The following is a 20,742-nucleotide window of genomic DNA, read 5'->3' as shown; positions in this document are numbered from 1 at the left end:
TGTCGTGGACGGTGGCTCCTATCTGCGGTTCGTCGCCCTCGGAGACAGTCAGACCGAGGGCCTGGGCGACGGTGACGACGTCGTGGGCCTACGAGGATGGGCCGACCGCCTCGCCGAGCACCTGGCGGCGCACAGTCCCGGCCTGCGGTACGCGAACCTGGCGGTGCGCGGCAAGCGTGCCGCCCAGGTGCGGGACGATCAGCTCGCGCCGGCGCTCTCCCTGCGTCCGGACGTGGCCACCGTCGTCGCGGGGGTCAACGACGTGCTGCGGCCGCGGTTCGACGCGGACGAGGTGGCCGCCCATCTCGAGGCCATGTTCGCCGCGCTCACGGCGCAGGGGGCCCGCGTCGCGACGCTCACCTTTCCCACCCGGCTGGCGGCGCTCGGCCGTCCCCTGGGCTCCCGTCTGGTCGCCCTCAACCAGCGCATACGCGAGGCCGCAGGGCGGCACGGCGTGGCCGTCGCCGAGTGCGCGGGGCACGCGGTCATCACCGACCCCCGCCTGTGGAGTGCAGACCGGCTCCATGCCAGCCCTCTCGGTCACGAGCGGATCGCCGCCGCCGTCGCTCACGCTCTCGCGCTTCCGGGCAGCGACGACTCCTGGTCCGGTCCGCTGGAGCCGGCCGCCGAGGCGGCCCTGTCGGGCCCGCGCGCGGTCGTGGAGGAACTGCGCTGGGCGGCCACCTTCCTCGGTCCGTGGCTGGCGAGGCGGTTGCGCGGACGGTCGTCCGGTGACGGCCGGACCGCGAAGCGTCCTCACCTGCTGCCGGTCTTCCCGCCGTTGTCCGGCGGCGCGGCCGAACGGCCGGCGGTCGGCGATGCCTCCCCCATCGCCCCGTGACCGCCGCCGTCCGGCCGACGGCTCGTCAGGCCGCCCGGTAGGCCTCGCCGAGTTTGCGCAGGGCCGCCCCGTACCGTCCGGTGAGGGAGAGGTGGTCGGCGTCGGCGAACGGCTTCGAGACCGCCGCCGTGAGATCCGCGCCCGCCTTGTGCTGGACGATCAGCCGGGCCCTGTCCACGAGCGCGCGGCCCGCCCTGTCGGCGCCGGCCCGTTCGGCCGCCGTGGCCGCGACCGCCAGCGCGCGGAGTGTGGCCGCGCCGCCGCCGGGCGACTTGGTCAGGGTCGTCAGGCCCCAGCCGTAGGGGAACTGCGGGTCGTACGCCGTGTCCCCCACGTTGATCGGCAGCTGGGCCTCGGACCTGGGCCAGGTGACGGGGAGCCGCCCGGTGAAGGGCCGCTTCCCGTACAGCACGTCGGCGACGCCGTCGCCCTCGGTGCCCGGCAGCCATGACGCCACCAGGGCGTCGATCGCGCCGAGGCGGTCGCCGATCAGCTGCGGGCGTCCGGAGACGATCAGCACCGCGCACTTCATGGCCGCGCACACCGTGTCCACGGCGGCCCGATCGGCGGCGGACAGCTGGAGGGAGTGGCCGTTGCCGACGTCCCCGACGCCTTCCGCGTACGGGGTCTCGCCGACGACGACCACGCCGACGTCGTAGCCCGCCGTGGGCGCGGAGGCGTCCGCGGAATAGGTGACGTCGCCGTCCTTGCGCATCGCGTCGAGGATGGTCGTGCCCCGGGTGTGCGTGCCGGACGAGCCCTGCCAGGTGACGGTCCAGCCGCCGGTCTGGTTGCCGAGGTCGTCGGCGTCGGATCCCGCGACGTAGACCTTCTGCGTCTTCCTCAGCGGGAGCACTCCGCCGCTGTTCTTCAGCAGCACCTGTGAGGCGGCGGCCGCCCGGCGGGCGACGGCGCGGTGGGCGGCGCCGCCGATCTTCGAGGCGTTGCGGGTCTGCGCGTACGGGTGCTCGAAGAGGCCCAGGCGGAACTTCTGGGTGAGGATCCGCGACACGGCGTCGTCGACGCGTTTCGTGCTGATCCGGCCGGCGTTCACCTCGTCGATCAGGGTGGCGGTGAAGTCCTTGTAGCCGTACGGCGTCATCATCATGTCGACGCCCGCGCCGACCGCCGTGCGGACGCGGGCGGGGTAGTCGCCGGGGAGTTGGTCGATGGCGTTCCAGTCGCTGATGACGAACCCGTCGAAGCCCATACGCCCCTTGAGCACGCCGTTGATCATGTCGGCGCGGGCGTGCATCTTCACCGGGCCCTGTCCGTCGCCGAGGACGTCGAGCGAGGAGTAGGACGGCATGACGGTGCCGACGCCGCGGTCGACGGCGGTCCGGAACGGCGCCAGGTGGACGGCTTCCAGCTCCCGGCGGGTGACCTTGGTGACGCCCTGGTCGATGGTGTAGGCGCCGGTCGTGGACGAGCCGTACGCGGTGCCGCCGTCGCCGACGAAGTGCTTGGCGGTGGCGAGGACCTTGTCGTCGTCCTTGAGGTCCCGTCCGTCGGCGCGGCCCTGGAGGCCCTGCACGACGGTCTCCATGGACTGGACGAGGGCCGGGTCCTCGCCGAAGGACTCGTAGGCGCGTCCCCAGCGTTCGTCGCGGGAGACGCACAGGCAGGGGGCGAAGTCCCAGGGGACGCCGGTGGCGCGGACCTCACTGGCCGTCACGGACCCTGCCTGCTCGGCGAGTTGGGGGTCGCGGGTGGCCCCGATGCCGATGTTGTGCGGCATGATCGTGGCGCCGACCAGGTTGTTGTGGCCGTGCACGGCGTCGACGCCGTAGATCAGCGGGATCTGCAACCTCGTCGCCTGCGTGCGCAGTTGGAAGCCGTCGATCATCTTCGCCCAGGCCTCGGGGGTGTTGGGCGTGGGCGTCGATCCGCCGCCGGAGAGCAGGGAGCCAAGCCCTTGGGCGGTGACGTCGGCCCCCTCCCCCACCGCTGCGCGCTCGGCCTGGGTCATCTGCCCGGCCTTCTCCTTCAGGGACATGCGGGAGAGCAGGTCGGCCACCCGCTTGCGCACGGGCAGGGCGGCGTTCAGGTACGGCAGTCCGTTGGCGTCGACGACGATCTCGGGCGTCTCCGCCGGGGCCCTGGCGCCGGTGACCGTGAGGGTGAGGGGAACCGTCTCGGCGGGTTCGGCGGACTTGTCGCGCAGGGTGCGCACCGTGACGGTCCGCGTCGTGCCCGAGGGCGTGCCGGCCGGGAAGGTGAGCGTGCCGCTGACCGGCGTGTAGTCACCGCCCGGCCGGGCGGTGCCGCCGGCGGTCGCGTACGCGACGGTCACCGGCTCGCCGAGCGGGGCGGAGGCGGTGGTGGCGACGGTGACCGAGACGGTGGCCGTGCCGCCCTCCCGTACCGGGTAGACGGCGGCGTCGGTCGTGACGGTCGCGCGCAGCGCCTGGTCGGCCCGGCCGTACAGCTCGACATCGTCCATGGCGAAGGTGCCCGCGTCGCCGGCGGGCAGCGTGAGGGCGTACCCCCACATGTGGGTGAGCCCGAGGACGTGGTCGATGCCGCCGACGGGCTGGTAGTCCGTGCGGTAGACGAAGTCGCCGAAGGGGAGTTCGATCTGCTTCCAGCCGGTGAAGTCGTCGGTGAAGGCCGTGGTCCACAGTTCGGAGGCCTCGCCGTTCGCGCCGCCGTCCTTGATCTCGAAGGGCACCTTCTTGCCCGTGCCCCGGCCCTCCCACCAGAAGCGGACGCCCCGGTGGGCGGACCAGTCGTGGGCGGGCAGGCCGGCGGCGAAGTCGTGGGTGAAGCCGCCGTAGGCGCTGATGTCGTAGGCGCCCGTGAGCACCTTCTCGCCCTCCGGGGCGTCGGCGCGGGCGGTGAGTCGCAGAGCGGGCGGATCGTCGCCGTCGCCGCCCCAGGTGAAGATGCCCTCGGCCGGCTGGGAGGCGAAGGGCACCTCGCCCTCGAAGCGGTCGACGGACACCGGGAGGGGGTCGTCGGCGGCACGGGAGGCCGTCGGCGACACCACGGCGAGGAGCAGGACGGCGGAGAGGAGCAGAGCGGTTCTCGGCATGGACCTTCCCTGGGCTCTCATGGTTCACTCAACACTTAGATCATGCCGTGAGTTAACTAACGGCCCGCACACCCGTCAAGACGTCACGTCAGACATCTCGGGAAGGGCGACATCACATGAGGAGAACCCCCCGCACGGTCCGGCTCCTGCTGGCCGGACTCCTCGCCACGGCCGGCCTCACCGCCGCCGCGCCGTCCGCGCACGCGGCCGGCGAGCAGGTCACCGCCTGGCTCACCACCACCGACGACTCCGCCGGACGCCATGTGGTCCGCGGCCTGCAACAGCAGGCGCCGTTCGCGTTCCAGTCCGGGGCCGGAGGCGCCGGCGAGAACATCACCGTCGACGAGAACACCCGGTACCAGACCTTCACCGGCGGCGGCGCGTCCTTCACGGACACCGCGGCCTGGCTGATGAACAGCAGCGGCGCCCTCTCGGCGGCGACCCGCGACGCGACGATGCGGAAGCTGTTCTCGCCGACGGACGGGATCGGGCTGTCGTTCCTGCGCAACCCGATGGGCGCCACCGACCTGGCCCGCTACGGCTACACCTACGACGACGTCCCCGCCGGGCAGAGCGATCCGAACCTCGACCGCTTCTCGATCGCGCACGACCTGGCGGACGTGGTGCCGCTGACGAAGCAGGCCCGTCAGCTGAACCCGTCCCTGACGGTCATGGCCTCACCCTGGACGGCCCCGGCCTGGATGAAGGACAGCGGCTCGCTCAACGGCGGCTGGCTGAAGGCGGAGGACTACGGTGCCTACGCCTCGTACTTCGTGAAGTACCTCCAGGCATACCGGAGCCAGGGCGTCGACGTCTCGTACGTGACCGCGCAGAACGAGCCGACGTGCTGCGCGGGCTATCCCTCGATGAGCTGGAACGCGAGCGGGCTGGCGTACTTCCTGAAGAGCGAACTGCTGCCCAAGTTCCAGGCGGCGGGCCTGCCGGCCAAGGTCCTCGCGCACGACTGGAACTGGGACGTCTACGACTCCTACGCGGCGCAGAGCGTCGACGACCCGGCGATCCGCGACCACCCCAACTTCGGCGGCATCGCCTGGCACGGGTACGGCGGTGACGTCGGCAAGCAGACCTCCGTGCACGACCGGTACCCGGGCCTGGACGCGTTCGGCACCGAGCACTCCGGCGGGACGTGGATCGCCGACCAGCAGCGCGAGGACATGCACGACATCGTCGACTACACCCGCAACTGGGCGAAGTCGGTGACCAAGTGGTCGCTTGCGGTGGACCAGAACATGGGCCCGCACAACGGCGGGTGCGGCACCTGCACCGGCCTGATCACCGTGCACAACGGCGACGGGGCGGGCGACGGCGTGGACTACACCGTCGAGTACTACACGATGGGCCACCTCACCAAGTTCGTCCGGCCGGGCGCCCGGCGCATCGCTTCGACGGCCTCGGCCGCCGTGCCCAACGTGGCGTGGCGCAACCCCGACGGGTCGAAAGCGCTGATCGCCTACAACGACGCCGCGACGGCGAAGACGGTGACGATCGGCTGGGGCGGGCAGCACGCGACGTACTCCCTGCCGGGCAGGACGTCCGCCACGTTCACCTGGTCGGGCACGCAGTCCGGCGGCGGCGCGGCCTCGGGGGCCTTCGTCGGGCTCGCGGGCAAGTGCCTCGACGTGGCGGGCGGTTCGAGCGCGAACGGCACGGCGGTGCAGCTCTACGACTGCAACGGGTCCCCGGCCCAGCAGTGGACGGCCGCCACCGACGGCACGGTCCGCGCGCTCGGCAAGTGCCTCGACGTGACCTCGGGCGCGACCGCGGACGGCACGAAGACCCAGCTGTACGACTGCAACGGCACGGGCGCCCAGCAGTGGGCGTACAACGCCTCGACCGGCGACGTCGTGAACCCGGCCGCGAACAAGTGCCTGGACGTCACGGACAACTCCTCGGCGAACGGGGCACGGGCGCAGATCTGGTCGTGCACCGGCGCCGCCAACCAGAAGTGGCGGTCGGGGTAGCGGTGCGGGGCGTGCCCCCGCCGGTGAGGCGTGCCCCTGCCCGCCCGCGAGGGGGCGGGGGCGCGCGCGTCCGGCGATGAACCGCGTCACGGTCACCGGGTGAGCCGTGTCTCATGACGACGGCGTTGCTATGCAACGAGGTGCATAGCAAAATCGTGTACATGGCGCTCGAGCACGCGATCCTCGTCTCCCTGCTGGAGAAGCCGGGCTCCGGCTACGAGCTGGCCCGGCGCTTCGAGCGGTCCATCGGGTATTTCTGGACCGCGACCCACCAGCAGATCTACCGCGTGCTCAAGCGCATGGAGAGCGACGGCTGGGTCGACGTCCGGGACGTCCCGCAGTACGGGCGCCCCGACAAGAAGGAGTACTCCGTCGCCGGGCCGGGGCGCGACGCGCTCTCCGCCTGGCTCCGGGAGGCGACCGAGCCCGAGAGCGTGCGGCACGATCTGGCGGTGAAGGTGCGCGGCGCCGCCTTCGACGATCCGGCCGCCCTGATCGGCGAGGTCGAGCGGCACCGGCAGGCCCACGCCGACCGCCTGGCCCACTACCTCGCGGGCGAGGACCGGGATTTCGGGGAGCCCGCGTCCGGCGGCGGCCGGCTCGACGCCGAGCGGGAGCTCCAGCACGTCGTGCTGCGGGGCGGCATCGCCTACGAGCGGATGATGATCGCCTGGCTCGACGACGTCCGCGCCACGCTCTCCGGCTTCGAAGCCGACCGCTGACCGGTCACAGCCCCCGTGCCCGCACTCGCACCCGCGCCCCGACCCGCGGTTCCGCGGCAGCCGTGGCCGCCGTGGCAGCTCCGCGCCGACACCTTGACCATCACCCCTTCCTCAGCCGAAAGGCGGCACTCATGGCCGACTCGCTGCTCTTCAACCCGCGGACGTACGACCCCGCGCACTTCGACCCGGAGACCCGCAGGTTGCTGCGCGCCACCGTCGACTGGTTCGAGGAGCGGGGCAAGCGGCAACTGATCGAGGACTACCGGTCCCGCGCCTGGCTCGGCGACTTCCTCGCCTTCACCGCCAAGGAAGGCCTCTTCGCGACCTTCCTCACTCCGTCGTCCGCCGCCGGCGAGGGCGAGGGCGACAAGCGGTGGGACACCGCGCGCATAGCCGCCCTCAACGAGATCCTCGGCTTCTACGGCCTGGACTACTGGTACGCCTGGCAGGTCACCATCCTCGGCCTCGGCCCCGTCTGGCAGAGCGACAACGCGACCGCCCGTGCCCGCGCGGCGGAACTGCTCGCCCGGGGTGAGGTGTTCGCCTTCGGACTGTCCGAGAAGGCCCACGGCGCGGACATCTACTCCACCGACATGCTCCTGGAGCCCGACGGCACGGGCGGCTTCCGGGCCACCGGTTCCAAGTACTACATCGGCAACGGCAACGCCGCCGGACTCGTGTCGGTCTTCGGCCGCCGCACCGACGTCGAGGGCCCCGACGGCTACGTCTTCTTCGCCGCCGACAGCCGCCGCCCCGAGTACCACCTGGTCAAGAACGTCGTCGACTCGTCGAAGTACGTCAGCGAGTTCCGCCTGGAGGACTACCCGGTGACGCCGGAGGACGTCCTGCACACCGGCCGCGCCGCGTTCGACGCCGCGCTCAACACGGTCAACGTGGGCAAGTTCAACCTGTGCACCGCCTCGATCGGCATCTGCGAGCACGCGATGTACGAGGCCGTCACCCACGCCCGGAACCGCATCCTCTACGGCCGGCCCGTCACCGCTTTCCCGCATGTGCGGCGGGAGCTGACCGACGCCTATGTGCGACTCGTCGGCATGAAGCTGTTCAGCGACCGCGCCGTCGACTACTTCCGCACCGCGGGCCCCGACGACCGCCGCTACCTCCTCTTCAACCCCATGACGAAGATGAAGGTGACCACCGAGGGCGAGAAGGTCGTCGACCTGATGTGGGACGTCGTCGCCGCCAAGGGCTTCGAGAAGGACAACTACTTCGCCCAGGCAGCCGTCGAGATCCGCGGCTTGCCGAAGCTGGAGGGCACCGTCCACGTCAACCTGGCCCTGATCCTCAAGTTCCTGCGCAACCACCTCCTCGACCCGGTCGCCCACGAGCCCGTGCCGACCCGTCTCGAAGCGGCCGACGACGCCTTCCTCTTCCGCCAGGGCCCGGCCCGCGGCCTCGGCTCGGTCCGCTTCCACGACTGGCGGCCCGCGTTCGACGCGTACGCGCGCCTGGCCAACGTGGCCCGGTTCCGGGAGCAGGCCGACGCGCTCTGCGAGTTCGTGCTCACGGCCGCTCCCGACAAGGAGCAGTCCCAGGACCTCGACCTGCTCCTCGCCGTGGGGCAGCTCTTCGCGCTCGTCGTCCACGCGCAGCTGGTCCTGGAGCAGGCCGCCCTGGCGGGCCTCGACGAGGACGTGCTCGACGAGCTGTTCGCCGTCCTCGTGCGCGACTTCTCCGCGCACGCCGTCGAGCTGCACGGCAAGGACTCCGCCAGCGCGGAGCAGCAGCGGTGGGCGCTCGGCGCGGTACGGCGTCCCGTCGTCGACGCGGCTCGCTCGGAGCGCGTCTGGCAGCGCGTCGAGGCCCTCTCCGGGGCTTACGAGATGATGCCCTGACCCGGCAGACCCCCTGTCGCCGCCTCCGCGACGACCTCACCGTCCCGACAATCTCACCGTCCCGGCGGCCGGCAGCTTCCGTGCGTGCGCGGGGGCTGCCGGCCGGGACCGGCGCCCGGCCCGCTCGGCGCGCTCAGGCGCTCGCGAGCGTGAGCTTGACGGCGAAGCCGAGGAAGAGGGCGCCGGCGGCGGTCGTGGCGCCCGCGCTGAGGCGCTTGCGGCGGCGGAAGGCCTCCGCGAGCCGGGTCCCGCTGAAGATCAGAGCCGTCAGATAGAGGAAGCTCGCGAGCTGGGCGAACGCGCCCAGCACCACGAAGGAGACGGCCGGGTAGGCGTACCCCGGGTCGACGAACTGCACGAAGAACGCGACGAAGAACAGGATCGCCTTCGGGTTGAACAGGCTGATCACCAGGGCACGCCGGAACGGCCGCTCCCCGGCCACCGCCGCCTCGGGCTCGGCGTCGCGCGCGGCCGGCTCGCGCCGGGACCGCCACATCGCGTGCGCGGCCCTCAGCATCCCGACGGCCAGCCAGGTCAGATATCCGGCGCCGGCGTACTTAACGATCCCGAAGAGCACGGCGTTGGCCTGGAGCAGGGACGCCACTCCGGCGGCCGACAGCGTCATCAGCACCGCGTCCCCGCACCACACGCCGGCCGCGGCCGCGTAACCGGTGCGGACGCCCCGCCGGGCGGCGACGGACAGTACGTAGAGCGAGTTCGGACCGGGCAGCAGGACGATCAGGACGAGGCCTGCGAGATACGTGGGGAGGTCGATGACGCCAAACATGGCAGCGAGTGTCGCACGAGGGCGCGACGCGGCATCCCCGGGCGCGCTCTCGTGCGGCGGCGTGGCCCTACCGCGCCGTCACCGTCAGGTACGCGGTCTTCTTCACGCGGCCGTGGTGGGAGACGACCGTCACGGGGTAGCGGCCGGGCATGAGGCCGGAGCGCACGGTGGCCGTGCCGAAGAAGCGCGGGTCGTCGCCGTCGGCGCCCTTGCTGTCGTCGCGGCGCAGGCGGAGCACCCCGGTGAACGCCGGTGAGGTGGCGGTCAGCCGCGTCTCCTCGCCCGGGTCCGGATACCGGTCGTGCCACATGACGGCGACCCGGCGCCCGACGCCGGCCCGGAACGTGTGCCCGGTGGCCGCGTAGCCCCGGCCCGGGTCGTAGAAGCCGAGGTCGTGCGCCTTCCCCCGGTAGTCGCCGTCGCCGGGCCGGGACGCCCGGACCGTCAGCCGCTGTGCGGCGATGCGGCGGCCGTGCGGGCCGTACAGCACGAAGGCGTACGTGCCGTCCGCGAGGCCGGGCTTGAGCCCCGGCCGCGCGGAGAAGAGCCGGGGGTTGTAGAAGTCCCGGTACGCGTCGTGGACGAGGCGCACGGGGGCGGGCAGGGCGGCGGAGCGCACGGTGAAGCCGGCTCCCCGCTCACCGGGGTACAGGTCGTCGAACTCCAGCCACACCGCTTCGCCGGGGCGGGTCACGTCGTTCCGCGACGCGGGCAGGGTGAAGGAGGGGCGCCGGGAGGGGACGACCTGGATGCGGTCGCTGGACACGGTGCGGCCGTGGACGGTGACCGTGAGCGGATACCAGCCGGGTCCGGCCGTCGTCCTGCGGGTGCCCACGGCCCCGTAGTGGCCGTCCTCCCAGCGCAGCCGCACGGGCGCGGTCAACGCGGGGGACCGGGCGCTCACCGCGTCGCCGCCCTGCGCCCGGCTGACGTTGTAGAGCATCATGTGGACGAGTTCCCCGGGGCGGGCGTCGGTCTGCCCGTTGAGGATGAGGAAGGGCTTGGTGTCGGCCGTGCCCGGGCTGTCCGACGTGACGGACGCCGGGTGCGCGGAGGCGCCCGTGCTCGGCGTCGCCCCTCCCGTGCCCGTCGTCGTGGCGCATCCGCACAGCACGAGCCCGGCCGCCGCGACGGCCACCGTCCTGGACCAGTTCATCGTTCCCCCCGTAGGTCGGTCCCCTACTGAAGAGGGCGGAACGGCCCCGCTGGTCACCGCCGGCGGCGCGAATGGCGGAAATGCCGCCCGTTCACCGGATCTGCCGGCCGTTCACGAGGAGGGCTCGAGGGCTCGACACACGCCCGGTGTGCGGTCGGGGGATGGAGGCGGCTACTGCGGGGCATGTACTCGGTAGCCGACGCAGAACATCAGGAGGACGCCATGAATCGTCAGTCCAGGATTCATGTCCGTGTGACGCGTCGGCCCTCCGCGCCCTCGAAGGACGACATCGACCGCAGGACGCCGTCGGGGCGTCTCCTGCCGTACTGATGGAGGGCGCTTCTCACTCTCGCGAGTGAGGCGGGCGGGCTCGCCGGCCGGGACACCGGACGGCGTGCGAAGCCCCCGGACCGCCGACGCGCCGGTGGCGTCGGCCGTGGTGACGGCCACGGCTCGCGCCCCTTGCCGGTGCTCCCCCTCGCCCCGCGCACGCGCCGGTGAAACCGGGGTGTTCCCGCCCTTTGGTCCCCGGCGCACGGGGACTATCGTCGGACACGGGAGCCAGGGCGAGGAGGACGGCCGTGATGCCGCAGGACGAGGCCGTGATCGGCCGCACGGGAGACCTGCTCGTCGCCACCCGCGGATCCGCGGGTCCCGGCGAGGTCCTGGTGCGGGTCAGGGGCGGCACGGAGACCTTCCTCGCGTGGTCGGAGGAGCCCCTGCCGATCGGCTCGGCGGTGCTTGTGATCGAATCGCGTGGATGCCGCGAGGTCGGCGTCATCGAATGGGTGGATCCACTGGACGCGCTCGGCGAGGACACCGCCGGCGCAGGCTGAGGAGTACAGGCATGTTCGGATACCGCGTCCCCGCCCCCGACGAGGCGATGCTGATCTCGGGAGGCAGGCGCGGACTGGGCGGCGCGCCGTTCCGTGTGGTGACCGGGCACGGCAAGTTCGTGCTCCCCGTCTTCCGCAAGGTCCGGTTCCTCACCCTGTCCATGTGCGAGTCCGAGGTCACCGAGACCTGTGTGACCCGGCAGGGCATCGCGCTGCACGTGCGCGCGGTCATCGCCTTCAAGGTCGGCAACGACCACGAGAGCATCATCAACGCGGGCCAGCGCTTCCTCTCCGACCAGGATCAGATGTCCGTGCTCACCGGCCGGATCTTCGCCGGTCATCTGCGGGCCATCATCGGCTCGATGACCGTCGAGGAGATCGTCACCGAACGGCAGAAGCTCGCCGCGGAGGTCCTGGACACCTCGAAGACGGAGATGGCGAAGATCGGCCTCATCGTCGACTCGCTGCAGATCCAGTCGATCGACGACGGCGACACCGGCTACATCGACGCGATGTCCGCGCCGCACAAGGCGGCCATCCAGCGGCAGGCGCAGATCGCGCAGGCGCAGGCCACCCAGACCGCGGCCGAGGCGCAGCAGGAGGCGGCCCGCAAGCAGGCGGAGTACGCGCGGCAGACCGCCGTCGTCAAGGCCGAGTACTCGGCCGAGGTCGACCGCGCCCAGGCGCAGGCCGCCCAGGCGGGACCGCTGGCCCAGGCCCACGCCCAGCAGGAGGTGCTCGCGGCGCAGACCGAACTCGCCCTGCGCCAGGCCAAGCTGCGTCAGCAGCAGCTGGTGGCCGAGGTCGTGAAGCCCGCCGAGGCCGAGGCCGAGCGGGTCAGGATCCTCGCCGCCGCCGAGGCGCAGCGCATGAAGATCCAGGCCGAGGCGGCCGCCTCGTACGACCGGGTCGCGCTCGACCGGATGCTGATCGACCAGCTCCCGCAGATCGTCAAGGAGGCCGCCGGCGGGCTCGCCGGGGCCAACGTCAACGTCCTGAACGGCGCGGACGGTCTCGGGGAGATCGCCGCCGGTCTCGTGTCCCAGGGCCTGACGATCCTCGACTCGGTGCGCCAGAACCTGGGCAGCCAGGAGCCCGACGGCGCCCGCTCCTCCGGCGCCCGGTCCGAGAACAAGGGCGACGGGCTGCTCCAGCTGCGCAGCGGCAAGCAGAAGAAGTCGGACGACGGCCCCGTGGACGTCGACTGACGTCCGTCGTCGCGGGCCGACCGCCATGGGCGCCCGCACTCCGGCCTGCCTGCCGAGCGCCGGCGGCCGTCGTTCGCCGGCCGTCGTTCCCCGGCCGCAAGCCCTGCGTCCGTCGCCGGCCGTCCGTCGCCGGTCGTCGGTCACGTCTCGACGGACGGCGAGGAACGGGCGGCCGTGAAGGTCCTGCGCGGCCGCGGCCGCGGCGGTGGCCGGGGCGGCGTTTTGTCCCGGTTCCGGCCCTGCCGGGGTTCTAGGCTCGGCCCGTGGGGCAACCTGAGCAGCGCGCCGAGGGCGCGGGACCGTTCGTCACCCGGCTCACCTGGCGCCTTCCCGACGGCGGCACCGCCGTGTGGGAGTCGCGCCTCGCGCGCCGGCGCGGGGTGCTCTCCGTGCGCCCCTCCGGTGCGGGGCCCGCTCACCACGTCCGGGCGGACGCCGTTTCCCTCGCCCGGCTGCGGCGGTTCAACGCCGTCGCCGCGGTCGCCTTCGTCGTCGGCGGGGCTCTCTTCGCGGCCGGCGCCGCCGTCGCCCAGTTCGGTTCGGGCGACGCCACCGAGTGCGCCTCGATCTACTTCGTGGGAGGTCTGTTCTTCACCCTCGGCGGGTACGTCTCGCTGCTCCAGGCGGTCAACGCGCCCCGGCACGTGGCCGGCGGAGCGGGACGGCTGGTCACCCCGCGCCGGCGGTGGTGGAGTTACGAGCCGGGGCGGGTGGACTGGCTGAGCGCCTTCGTGCTCTTCGCGGGCACGCTCGTCTTCGCCGTCGACCTGCTGGACTCCTTTCTGCAGGGCCTGACGGTGCAGCAGGTCAACCGGCTCGTCTGGGCGCCCGACGTGATCGGCTGCGTCCTCTTCCTGATCTCCGGTCACCTCGCCGTCGCCGAGATCCTGCACGGCCGGCTGCGCCTGCGGCTCCACGGCCTCGGGGAGTGGATCGTGGCCGTCAACCAGCTCGGGTCCGTGCTCTTCATGGTCTCGGCGCTCGCCGCCTACACCCGCCCCGCCACCGGCAGCCTCGTCAACGCCGACATCGCCAATTGGGGCACCCTGACCGGCGCGCTGTGCTTCTCCCTCGGAGGCGTTCTCCAGCTCGGCGAACACTCGTAAAACGGAAGGCGGGCGGTCCTCGCGGCGGGCCGCCGCGGAGGGGCCTGTCAGGCGGCCGGGCCGCCGGGTCCGGGCGCCCCGGCGCGCAGCCCGTCCATGACGAGGTCGAGGAGCCGGGCGGCCCGTGGACGCCAGTCGTCCGCGGGGCCCAGCTGCCACAGGCCTCCGATGGCGAGGATCAGGTCGTCGGCGGTCATGCCCGGCCGGATGGAGCCCACGGCGTCGTTGGCGCGCAGGAGGGCATCGGCCGCGTCGGTGACGGGGGTGTGCGCCGGTTTCGCCAGGCCGCCCCGCCGGCCGGCGGCGAGGCGCATCGCGTCGGCGAGCCCGGCCTTGGTCATGGCGAACTCGGCCAGCCGGTCCATCCAGGCGCGCAGGGCCCGGTCCGGCGGCAGCTCGTCGAGCAGCTGGGCCGCGCTGTCGGCGACCTGCCGCATCTCGTGGCGGTAGATCTCCAGGACGAGCGCCTCGCGGTGGGGGAAGTTGCGGTAGAAGGTCCCCTGTCCCACGCCCGCCTTCCTGGCGATCGCGCTGAGCGGCGCGTCGGGGCACACCGTCAGCTCGGCCAGGGCGACTTCGAGGATGCGCTCGCGGTTGCGTTGTGCGTCCGAGCGCAGCTTCGCGTTGTCCTCGTGCTGCACTCGGCTCTCCTCGGGGCGTGCGGGATGTACACCCTTGATAAGCGGACAGCTGTCCGTTACGTTTGTCGGCAGCGGACGATTGTCCGGTTCGAGGACAACGATAGCCCCGGCCGGACCACGAGCGGCGGTCCGCGCGACCTCAGTGCCGACCCGCGCGTCCACCCCGTCACCCACTCCTCGGCGCAGTCGGCGTCCGCCGGGCGCCGGCGGGCGCCGCCCGGCTTCCCGAAAGCGCGAAAGAAGCTCTCATGGCCTTACCGACGTCCAGCGTCATCACCCTGCACATCAACGGCGAGCAGCACACGCTGCCCGTCGACCACCGCACCACCCTGCTCGACGCCCTGCGCGAACGACTCGACCTCACCGGCACGAAGAAGGGCTGCGACCAGGGGCAGTGCGGAGCCTGCACGGTTCTGGTCGACGGCCGCAGGACCGTGGCCTGTCTGCAGTTCGCCGTCGCGGCCGAAGGGCGCGAGATCACCACCATCGAGGGCGTCGCGGACGGCGACCGGCTGCACCCGGTGCAGCAGGCGTTCCTCGAACTCGACGGCTATCAGTGCGGCTACTGCACGCCCGGGCAGATCTGTTCGGCGATCGGCGTGCTCGCCGAGCACGCCGCCGGCTGGCCGAGCGCCGTCACGGCGGACGTACGGCCCGCGGCCGGGCCGCCGCCTCTGACCGCGGACGAGATCCGTGAACGCATGAGCGGCAACCTGTGCCGCTGCGCCGCCTACACGTCGATCGTCGAGGCCGTCGCCGGCGCCGCGCAAGCCGGTCCCCCGGCGGGCACGGACGCCGGACCGCAGACCAAGGAGCCTGCCGCATGAAGGAGTTCGACTACCGCAAGGCTCCCGACGTCGCGGGCGCCGTCGCCCTGCTCGACTCCGACCCGGACGCCCGCTACCTCGGCGGCGGCACCAACCTCGTCGACCTGATGAAGAACGGCGTCGAACGTCCCGGGCGACTGGTCGACGTACGCGACCTGCCGCTGGACCGCGTGGAGGCGACAGCGGACGGCGGAGTGCGCATCGGAGCCACCGTCACCAACAGCGACCTCGCCGCCCATCCCCTGATCCGCACCCGCTACCCCGCTCTGGCGCAGGCGGTGCTCGCCGGCGCCTCCGGCCAGCTGCGCAACATGGCCACCGTCGGCGGCAACCTGCTCCAGCGCACCCGCTGCGCCTACTTCACCGACGTCACCTCCCCCTGCAACAAGCGGGCCCCCGGCAGCGGCTGTCCCGCCGTCAGGGGCGAGAACCGCAACCACGCCGTTCTCGGCGCTTCCGCGCACTGCGTGGCCGTGCACCCGTCGGACATGGCCGTCGCGCTCGCCGCCCTCGACGGCGTGGTGCACTACGAGAGCGCCCAGGGCCCGGGCGAACTGCCCCTCGGCTGGTTCTACCTCCCGGTCTCCGACACCCCGCACCGCGAGACGGCCCTGCCGGCGGGCGCGCTGATCACCGGCGTCACCCTGCCGGCGGCACCGGTCGCCGCTCGTTCCCGCTACCGGAAGGTGCGCGAGCGCGCCTCCTACGCCTTCGCCGTCGGCTCGGTCGCCGCCGCGCTCGACGTCCACGACGGCGTCGTCCGGGACGTACGCCTGGCCTTCGGCGCGGTGGCGTCCCGGCCCTGGCGGGCCCGCGCGGCCGAGCGGATCCTCACCGGGGCGTCCGCGGACGCGGAGTCGTTCGCGGCCGCCGCGGACGCCGAACTGGCGGCGGCCCGGCCGCTGTCGCAGAACGGATTCAAGGTGACCCTGATGCGCAACCTGACCGTGGCCGTGCTGAGCGAACTCGCCGAGGAGGCCGCCCGATGACGGCCGAGGCCCCCCTCGCCCCCGCCCGCGCCGTCGGCACCGGTCACGTCCGCGTCGAAGGCCGGGACAAGGTCACCGGCGCGGCCCGCTACGCGGGCGAGGTGCCCTTCGACGGACTGGCCCACGGCTGGCTGGCGTCGTCCACCGTGGCGCGCGGCCGGATCCGTGACATCGAGGCGGACGCCGTCCTCGCGATGCCCGGCGTCCTGTGCGTGCTTGACCATCGCAACGCCCCGCCGCTGAAGACCGACTACGTGGGCATGCTGGGCACCGGCCCGGACCCGACGTGCGCGGTCTTCCAGAACGACCGGGTGCCCCATCTCGGCTGGCCGGTGGCGCTGGTGGTCGCCGAGACGTCCGAACAGGCCCGCGAGGCCGCCGAGTCGCTGGTCGTCCACTACGAACAGGACCCGCACGACGTCGCGTTCACCGAGGACCACCCCGGCGCCCACCCGTCGGACGGCCATATGCCCGCCCTGACGGACAAGGGCGACCTCGCGGCCGAACTCGCCGCGTCCGCCGTCGTCGTGGACGCCACGTACACCACTCCGGAGGAACACCACCACCCCATGGAGCCCCATGCGGCCACCGCCCGCTGGGAGGGCGACCGGCTGGAGGTGGTCGACTCCAACCAGGGCGCCACCTGGGTCGTCTCGGAACTCTCGAACCTCTTCGGGCTCGATCCCGCGGCGGTGCGGGTGCGTTCGGAGCACGTCGGGGGCGGTTTCGGCAGCAAGGGCGTGCGCGCCCACCAGGTGGCCGCCGTGATGGCGTCCAAGGTCACCGGGCGACCGGTCCGCGTGGTGATGACGCGCCGTCAGATGTTCACGCTGGCCGGGCACCGCAGCCCCACCATCCAGCGGGTCAGGCTCGGCGCGGACGCCGACGGACGGCTGCGCGCCCTGGACCACCGCTCGCTCAGCCGCACCTCCACCGTGTTCGAGTTCGTCGAGGCGAGCGCCGGCGTGGCCCGGGTGATGTACGACGCCGCCGCGCACCGCACGGAGAACCGGGTCGTGCCCCTCGACGTGCCCACCCCCACCTGGATGCGCGCGCCGGGCGAGGCGCCGGGCTCCTTCGCGCTGGAGGCCGCGCTCGACGAACTCGCCCACGCGTGCGGTGTCGACCCGGTCGAGCTGCGGCTGCGCAACGATCCGGAGCTCGGTCCGGTCTCCGGCCTGCCCTTCGCCGGACGCAATCTGCGCGCCTGCTTCGAGGAGGGCGCCCGCCGCTTCGGCTGGGACCGGCGCGACCCGCGGCCCGGAGTGCGGCGCGAGGGACGCTGGCTCCTCGGCACCGGCACCGCGGCGGCCTCCTTCGGCGCGGGCGCCGCGCCGTCCACCGCCGCGATCACCGCCGAGCCGGACGGCCGCTTCACCGTGCGGATCTCGGCGGCCGACATCGGCACCGGGGCACGGACCGCCCTCACGCTGGTGGCCGCGGACGCCCTGGACGTCCCGGTGGAACGCGTGCACGTGCGCCTGGGAGACAGCGCGTTCGGGCCCGCGATGATCGCGGGCGGCTCCATGGGCACCCGGTCGTGGGCGTGGGCCGTCATGGCCGCCGCGGGCGAACTGCGTGAGCGGCTCGTGCCGGGCGCCGTGATCCCGGCCGAGGGCGTCACCGCACGCTCCGACACCACCGCGGCGATCGCCGCACTCGCCCAGAAGGAACGGCACTCCTTCGGCGCGCAGTTCGCCGAGGTCGCCGTCGACACCGGCACCGGCGAGGTCCGGGTACGGCGCATGCTCGGCGTGTTCGCGGCGGGGCGCATCGTCAACCCCCTCACGGCGCGCGGCCAGTTGACCGGCGGGATGATCTGGGGCATCTCCATGGCCCTGCACGAGGAGGCCGCCCGCGACGCGGCCTCCGGCGGGCCCGTCGGAGCGGATCTCGCCGGCTACCACGTGGCCACGCACGCCGACGTTCCGCGCGTCGAGGCGCACTGGGTGGCGGACGACGACCCGGAGGACCCCGTCGGCATCAAGGGGATCGGCGAGATCGGCGTCGTCGGCGCGGCGGCCGCCGTCGCGAACGCCGTGTGGCACGCGACCGGTGTCCGCCACCGCAGTCTGCCCATCCGACCCGACCGCGTCCTGGCGGGCGGTCCGGATGCTTGACCTCGCGACCCAGCTGGGCGACTGGCTGGCCGAGGGCCGGGGGGCCGCCGTCGCGACCGTCGTGTCGGTCGGCGGCAGCGCGCCCCGCGGCCCCGGCGCCGCCCTCGCCGTCGACGAGCGGGGAACCGTCATCGGGTCGGTGTCCGGCGGCTGCGTCGAGGCCGCCGTCTACGACCTGTGCGCGCAGGCGCTGGAGACCGGCGACAGCCTGCTCGAACGCTTCGGCTACAGCGACGAGGACGCCTTCGCCGTGGGGCTCACCTGCGGCGGGGTCCTCGACGTCCTGGTCACCCCGGTCACGTCGGACGGTCCGGTCGGCACGCTGCTGCGGTCCGCCCTGGAGAGCACGGCACGAGGCGAACCGGTGGCGCTCGTCAGGGTCGTCCGCGGTCCCGCGGCCCTGCTCGGCGCCGCGCTGCTCGTGCACGCCGACGGCGTCCGCGAGGGCGCGCTCGGCGGACACGAGGACCTCGACCGCGCCGCCGCCGCACACGGCCTGGCCGCGCTGGACACGGGCCGCACCGGCACGGTCGAGCTGTCGCCGGACGGTTCGCACTGCCCCGGCGGCCTCACCCTGCTCGTCGAGCCGAGCGTGCCGCCGCCCCGGATGATCGTGTTCGGGGCCGTCGACTTCGCGGCCGCCCTGGTCCGCGCCGGCAAGTTCCTCGGCTATCACGTCACCGTGTGCGACGCCCGGCCCGTCTTCACCACCCCGGAGCGTTTCCCCGAGGCCGACGAGGTCGTCGTCGACTGGCCGCACCGCTACCTGCGGAGCACCCGCACGGACCCGCGCACCGTGGTGTGCGTGCTCACCCACGACGCCAAGTTCGACGTCCCGCTGCTGGAGGTCGCGCTGCGGCTGCCGGTGGCGTTCGTCGGCGCCATGGGCTCCCGGCGCACCCACGCCGACCGGCAGCGGCGGCTGCGCGACATCGGGCTGCGGGAGCACGAGCTGGCGCGGCTGCGGTCGCCCATCGGGCTGGACCTCGGCGGGCGCACCCCGGAGGAGACCGCGCTGTCGATCACCGCGGAGATCGTCGCCGCCCGCCGGGGCGGCACCGGCCTGCCGCTGACCGGCTCGGACAAGCCGATCCACCACCGCCACTCCGCCTGAGCCACCGGCGGCCCGGTCCTCTCGCGCAGGCCGCGGCCGCGGCCTGCGCGGGAGGTCTACCGGGGCCGCCAGGGACGGGGACGGGATCGGGGGCGGGGGCGGGCCGTCCGCAACCGGGGTCGTGTGGTCCGACAGCGCGGACTCGGCGCACTTCAGCGGGCTCGGGCCCCGGGGCTCGGTGGACCCGCGGCGGCGGCCTCAGCGGGCCCGGCGGATCCTGATCGGGCCGCGTACCGCGTCGGGCTCGACCGGGCGCCCGGCCCGGGTGATCTCGACCTCGCCGGCCGTGACCAGTCGGCGAGCCGCGAGGCGGGCGGGTTCCATCAGGTCCCGCCAGCCGTCGTCGTCCCCCTCGTACACCGCCCGCGCCGCGTCGGAGGGACAGATCGTCTTGGCGGGACCGCGACGTTCGAGCAGTTCGAGGATCGCTCGCTCCAGACGCCGGCCGGTCTGCCGTTCGCTTCCGCCCACGACGCCAGTATCGCGCCGGCCCGGCAGCGGGGCGAGGGTGAGCAGACACAGGCCGAGCCCGGGCTGCGCCGTCGCCCACTGCCGCCGTCTGCCGTGCGCCGCTGCCGTGTACCGAATGCCGGGCTGCCCCGTCCCCATCCCGTCTGCCGAACGCCGTCCTCCCTCTGCCGTCCTCCGTCTGCCGTCCCCGTCTGCCGTCCCCGTCTGCCGTCGCGGGCTCTCCAGGACTAATGTCCGAGGCGTGAACGCAGACGACGCGAGCCGACGGTGGACCCGGTCCATGCCCGAGGCGTACGAGCGCCACCTCGTGCCGGCTCTCTTCCGCCCCTTCGCCGCCGACCTGGCCGCCAGGGCGGCGGTCCTGCGGCCCAGAACGGTCCTGGAGCTCGCCGCGGGTACCGGAGCGCTGACCTCCGCCCTGCTCACCGCGGTACCGACGGCATCGGTCGTCGCCAGTGACCTCAACGAAGCGATGGTCGCCGCCGGCTCGGCACGCGAGCCGCGCGCCGCGTGGCGGCAGGCGGACGCGCAGAGGCTGCCGTTCGCGGACGGAAGCTTCGATCTCGTGGTGTGCCAGTTCGGGGTGATGTTCTTCCCCGACCGGCCCGCGGCCTACGGCGAAGTGCGCAGGGTTCTGGCCCCGCAGGGACGCTTCCTGTTCAACAGCTGGGGCCCACTGGCCGCGCACGGGTTCGGAGCCGCCTTCCAGGACGCCCTGGAGCAGGCCGTGCCCGGTGCCGCGCCGGCGTTCCTCAGGGACGTGCCGCACGGATACACGGACCGGGCACAGGTCGCCTCCGATCTCGCGGCCGCGGGGCTGGACCTGGCCGCCGTCGAGGACGTCACCCTCTGCGGCGTCGGGGAGTCGGCCGCCTCCGTCGCCACCGGATTCCTCACCGGCACACCGGTCAGCGCCGCCCTGGAGGCGCACCAGGACGCACCGGCCGTCAGGTCTGCCGTCGTCCGGAGCATGACGGAGAGCCTGGGACCCGGCGCCGTGACGGCGGCGATGACCGCGACCGTCTACACGGCACAGCACCGGACGTGACCCT

17 protein-coding genes are annotated in these 20,742 nt (G+C 73.3%); 12 read left to right on the top strand and 5 right to left on the bottom strand.

The features are described 5' to 3' along the window. The first annotated feature begins 4 nt into the window (after positions 1-4). A complete protein-coding gene (locus tag OG802_RS33050; RefSeq protein WP_443055414.1) occupies positions 5-841 on the top strand; it encodes an SGNH/GDSL hydrolase family protein in 837 nt (278 codons plus the stop codon). Between the two features lie 25 nt (positions 842-866). On the opposite strand, the gene OG802_RS33045 is transcribed toward OG802_RS33050, so the two are convergent. Further along, the gene (locus tag OG802_RS33045) at positions 867-3,875 is read right to left on the bottom strand and encodes a glycoside hydrolase family 3 protein (RefSeq protein WP_329416487.1); all 3,009 of its coding nucleotides are present in this window, start codon (positions 3,873-3,875) and stop codon (positions 867-869) included. A gap of 116 nt (positions 3,876-3,991) precedes the next feature. Here OG802_RS33045 and OG802_RS33040 point away from each other — a divergent pair, with 116 nt between their 5' ends. The 3 genes from OG802_RS33040 to OG802_RS33030 all read left to right on the top strand — a co-directional run bounded on the left by OG802_RS33040 (position 3,992) and on the right by OG802_RS33030 (position 8,435). Next, positions 3,992-5,857 (top strand): ricin-type beta-trefoil lectin domain protein, encoded by a 1,866-nt coding sequence (locus OG802_RS33040; protein ID WP_329416486.1) that lies wholly within the window; start codon positions 3,992-3,994, stop codon positions 5,855-5,857. Between the two features lie 161 nt (positions 5,858-6,018). Continuing rightward, entirely contained in the window at positions 6,019-6,579 is a 561-nt protein-coding gene (locus tag OG802_RS33035; RefSeq protein ID WP_329416485.1) for a PadR family transcriptional regulator, read from the top strand. A gap of 131 nt (positions 6,580-6,710) precedes the next feature. Next, entirely contained in the window at positions 6,711-8,435 is a 1,725-nt protein-coding gene (locus OG802_RS33030; protein ID WP_329416484.1) for an acyl-CoA dehydrogenase family protein, read from the top strand. A 133-nt stretch (positions 8,436-8,568) separates the two neighbouring features. On the opposite strand, the gene leuE is transcribed toward OG802_RS33030, so the two are convergent. Both leuE and OG802_RS33020 read right to left on the bottom strand, forming a co-directional pair. Further along, on the bottom strand, positions 8,569-9,222 hold the full coding sequence (gene leuE, locus OG802_RS33025; RefSeq protein ID WP_329416483.1) for a leucine efflux protein LeuE: 654 nt from the start codon (positions 9,220-9,222) through the stop codon (positions 8,569-8,571). A gap of 67 nt (positions 9,223-9,289) precedes the next feature. Then, positions 9,290-10,378, bottom strand: coding sequence for a hypothetical protein (locus OG802_RS33020; protein WP_329416482.1), 1,089 nt, complete (start codon positions 10,376-10,378; stop codon positions 9,290-9,292). A 584-nt stretch (positions 10,379-10,962) separates the two neighbouring features. Between OG802_RS33020 and OG802_RS33015 the strand changes: the two genes are divergently transcribed. The 3 genes from OG802_RS33015 to OG802_RS33005 all read left to right on the top strand — a co-directional run bounded on the left by OG802_RS33015 (position 10,963) and on the right by OG802_RS33005 (position 13,528). Beyond that, positions 10,963-11,214 carry a hypothetical protein gene (locus OG802_RS33015; protein ID WP_329416481.1) on the top strand — a complete coding sequence of 84 codons (252 nt, stop codon included), beginning with the start codon at positions 10,963-10,965 and terminating at the stop codon, positions 11,212-11,214. Between the two features lie 11 nt (positions 11,215-11,225). Continuing rightward, a complete protein-coding gene (locus OG802_RS33010; RefSeq protein ID WP_329416480.1) occupies positions 11,226-12,422 on the top strand; it encodes an SPFH domain-containing protein in 1,197 nt (398 codons plus the stop codon). Positions 12,423-12,685: 263 nt separating this feature from the next. Further along, on the top strand, positions 12,686-13,528 hold the full coding sequence (locus tag OG802_RS33005) for a hypothetical protein (protein WP_329416478.1): 843 nt from the start codon (positions 12,686-12,688) through the stop codon (positions 13,526-13,528). Positions 13,529-13,575: 47 nt separating this feature from the next. Here the strand turns inward: OG802_RS33005 and OG802_RS33000 are convergent, their stop codons facing one another. Next, a complete protein-coding gene (locus OG802_RS33000; protein WP_329416476.1) occupies positions 13,576-14,169 on the bottom strand; it encodes a TetR/AcrR family transcriptional regulator in 594 nt (197 codons plus the stop codon). 248 nt (positions 14,170-14,417) lie between these two features. Between OG802_RS33000 and OG802_RS32995 the strand changes: the two genes are divergently transcribed. From OG802_RS32995 to OG802_RS32980, 4 genes are read left to right on the top strand one after another with little or no spacing between them, the layout of a single operon-like run. Continuing rightward, on the top strand, positions 14,418-14,996 hold the full coding sequence (locus OG802_RS32995) for a 2Fe-2S iron-sulfur cluster-binding protein (RefSeq protein WP_329416474.1): 579 nt from the start codon (positions 14,418-14,420) through the stop codon (positions 14,994-14,996). Continuing rightward, on the top strand, positions 14,993-15,985 hold the full coding sequence (locus OG802_RS32990; RefSeq protein WP_329416472.1) for an FAD binding domain-containing protein: 993 nt from the start codon (positions 14,993-14,995) through the stop codon (positions 15,983-15,985). Before OG802_RS32995 ends, OG802_RS32990 begins: the two co-directional genes overlap by 4 nt. Next, complete coding sequence (locus tag OG802_RS32985) at positions 15,982-18,105, top strand: xanthine dehydrogenase family protein molybdopterin-binding subunit (RefSeq protein WP_329416471.1); 2,124 nt, start codon at positions 15,982-15,984, stop codon at positions 18,103-18,105. The genes OG802_RS32990 and OG802_RS32985 overlap by 4 nt, the downstream gene beginning before the upstream one ends. Beyond that, a complete protein-coding gene (locus OG802_RS32980) occupies positions 18,098-19,219 on the top strand; it encodes an XdhC family protein (protein ID WP_329416470.1) in 1,122 nt (373 codons plus the stop codon). Before OG802_RS32985 ends, OG802_RS32980 begins: the two co-directional genes overlap by 8 nt. Before the next feature lie 198 nt (positions 19,220-19,417). Here the strand turns inward: OG802_RS32980 and OG802_RS32975 are convergent, their stop codons facing one another. Then, positions 19,418-19,690, bottom strand: coding sequence for a DUF3253 domain-containing protein (locus OG802_RS32975; RefSeq protein WP_329416469.1), 273 nt, complete (start codon positions 19,688-19,690; stop codon positions 19,418-19,420). Between the two features lie 280 nt (positions 19,691-19,970). On the opposite strand from OG802_RS32975, the gene OG802_RS32970 reads away from it, so the two are divergent. Then, on the top strand, positions 19,971-20,738 hold the full coding sequence (locus tag OG802_RS32970; RefSeq protein WP_329417593.1) for a class I SAM-dependent methyltransferase: 768 nt from the start codon (positions 19,971-19,973) through the stop codon (positions 20,736-20,738). Positions 20,739-20,742: the final 4 nt, after the last annotated feature.

The organism is Streptomyces sp. NBC_00704 (assembly GCF_036226605.1).
Taxonomy (GTDB): Bacteria; Actinomycetota; Actinomycetes; order Streptomycetales; family Streptomycetaceae; genus Streptomyces.
Note: the sequence above shows the minus strand (reverse complement) of the source record. Positions and strands in the feature narration are given on the sequence as shown.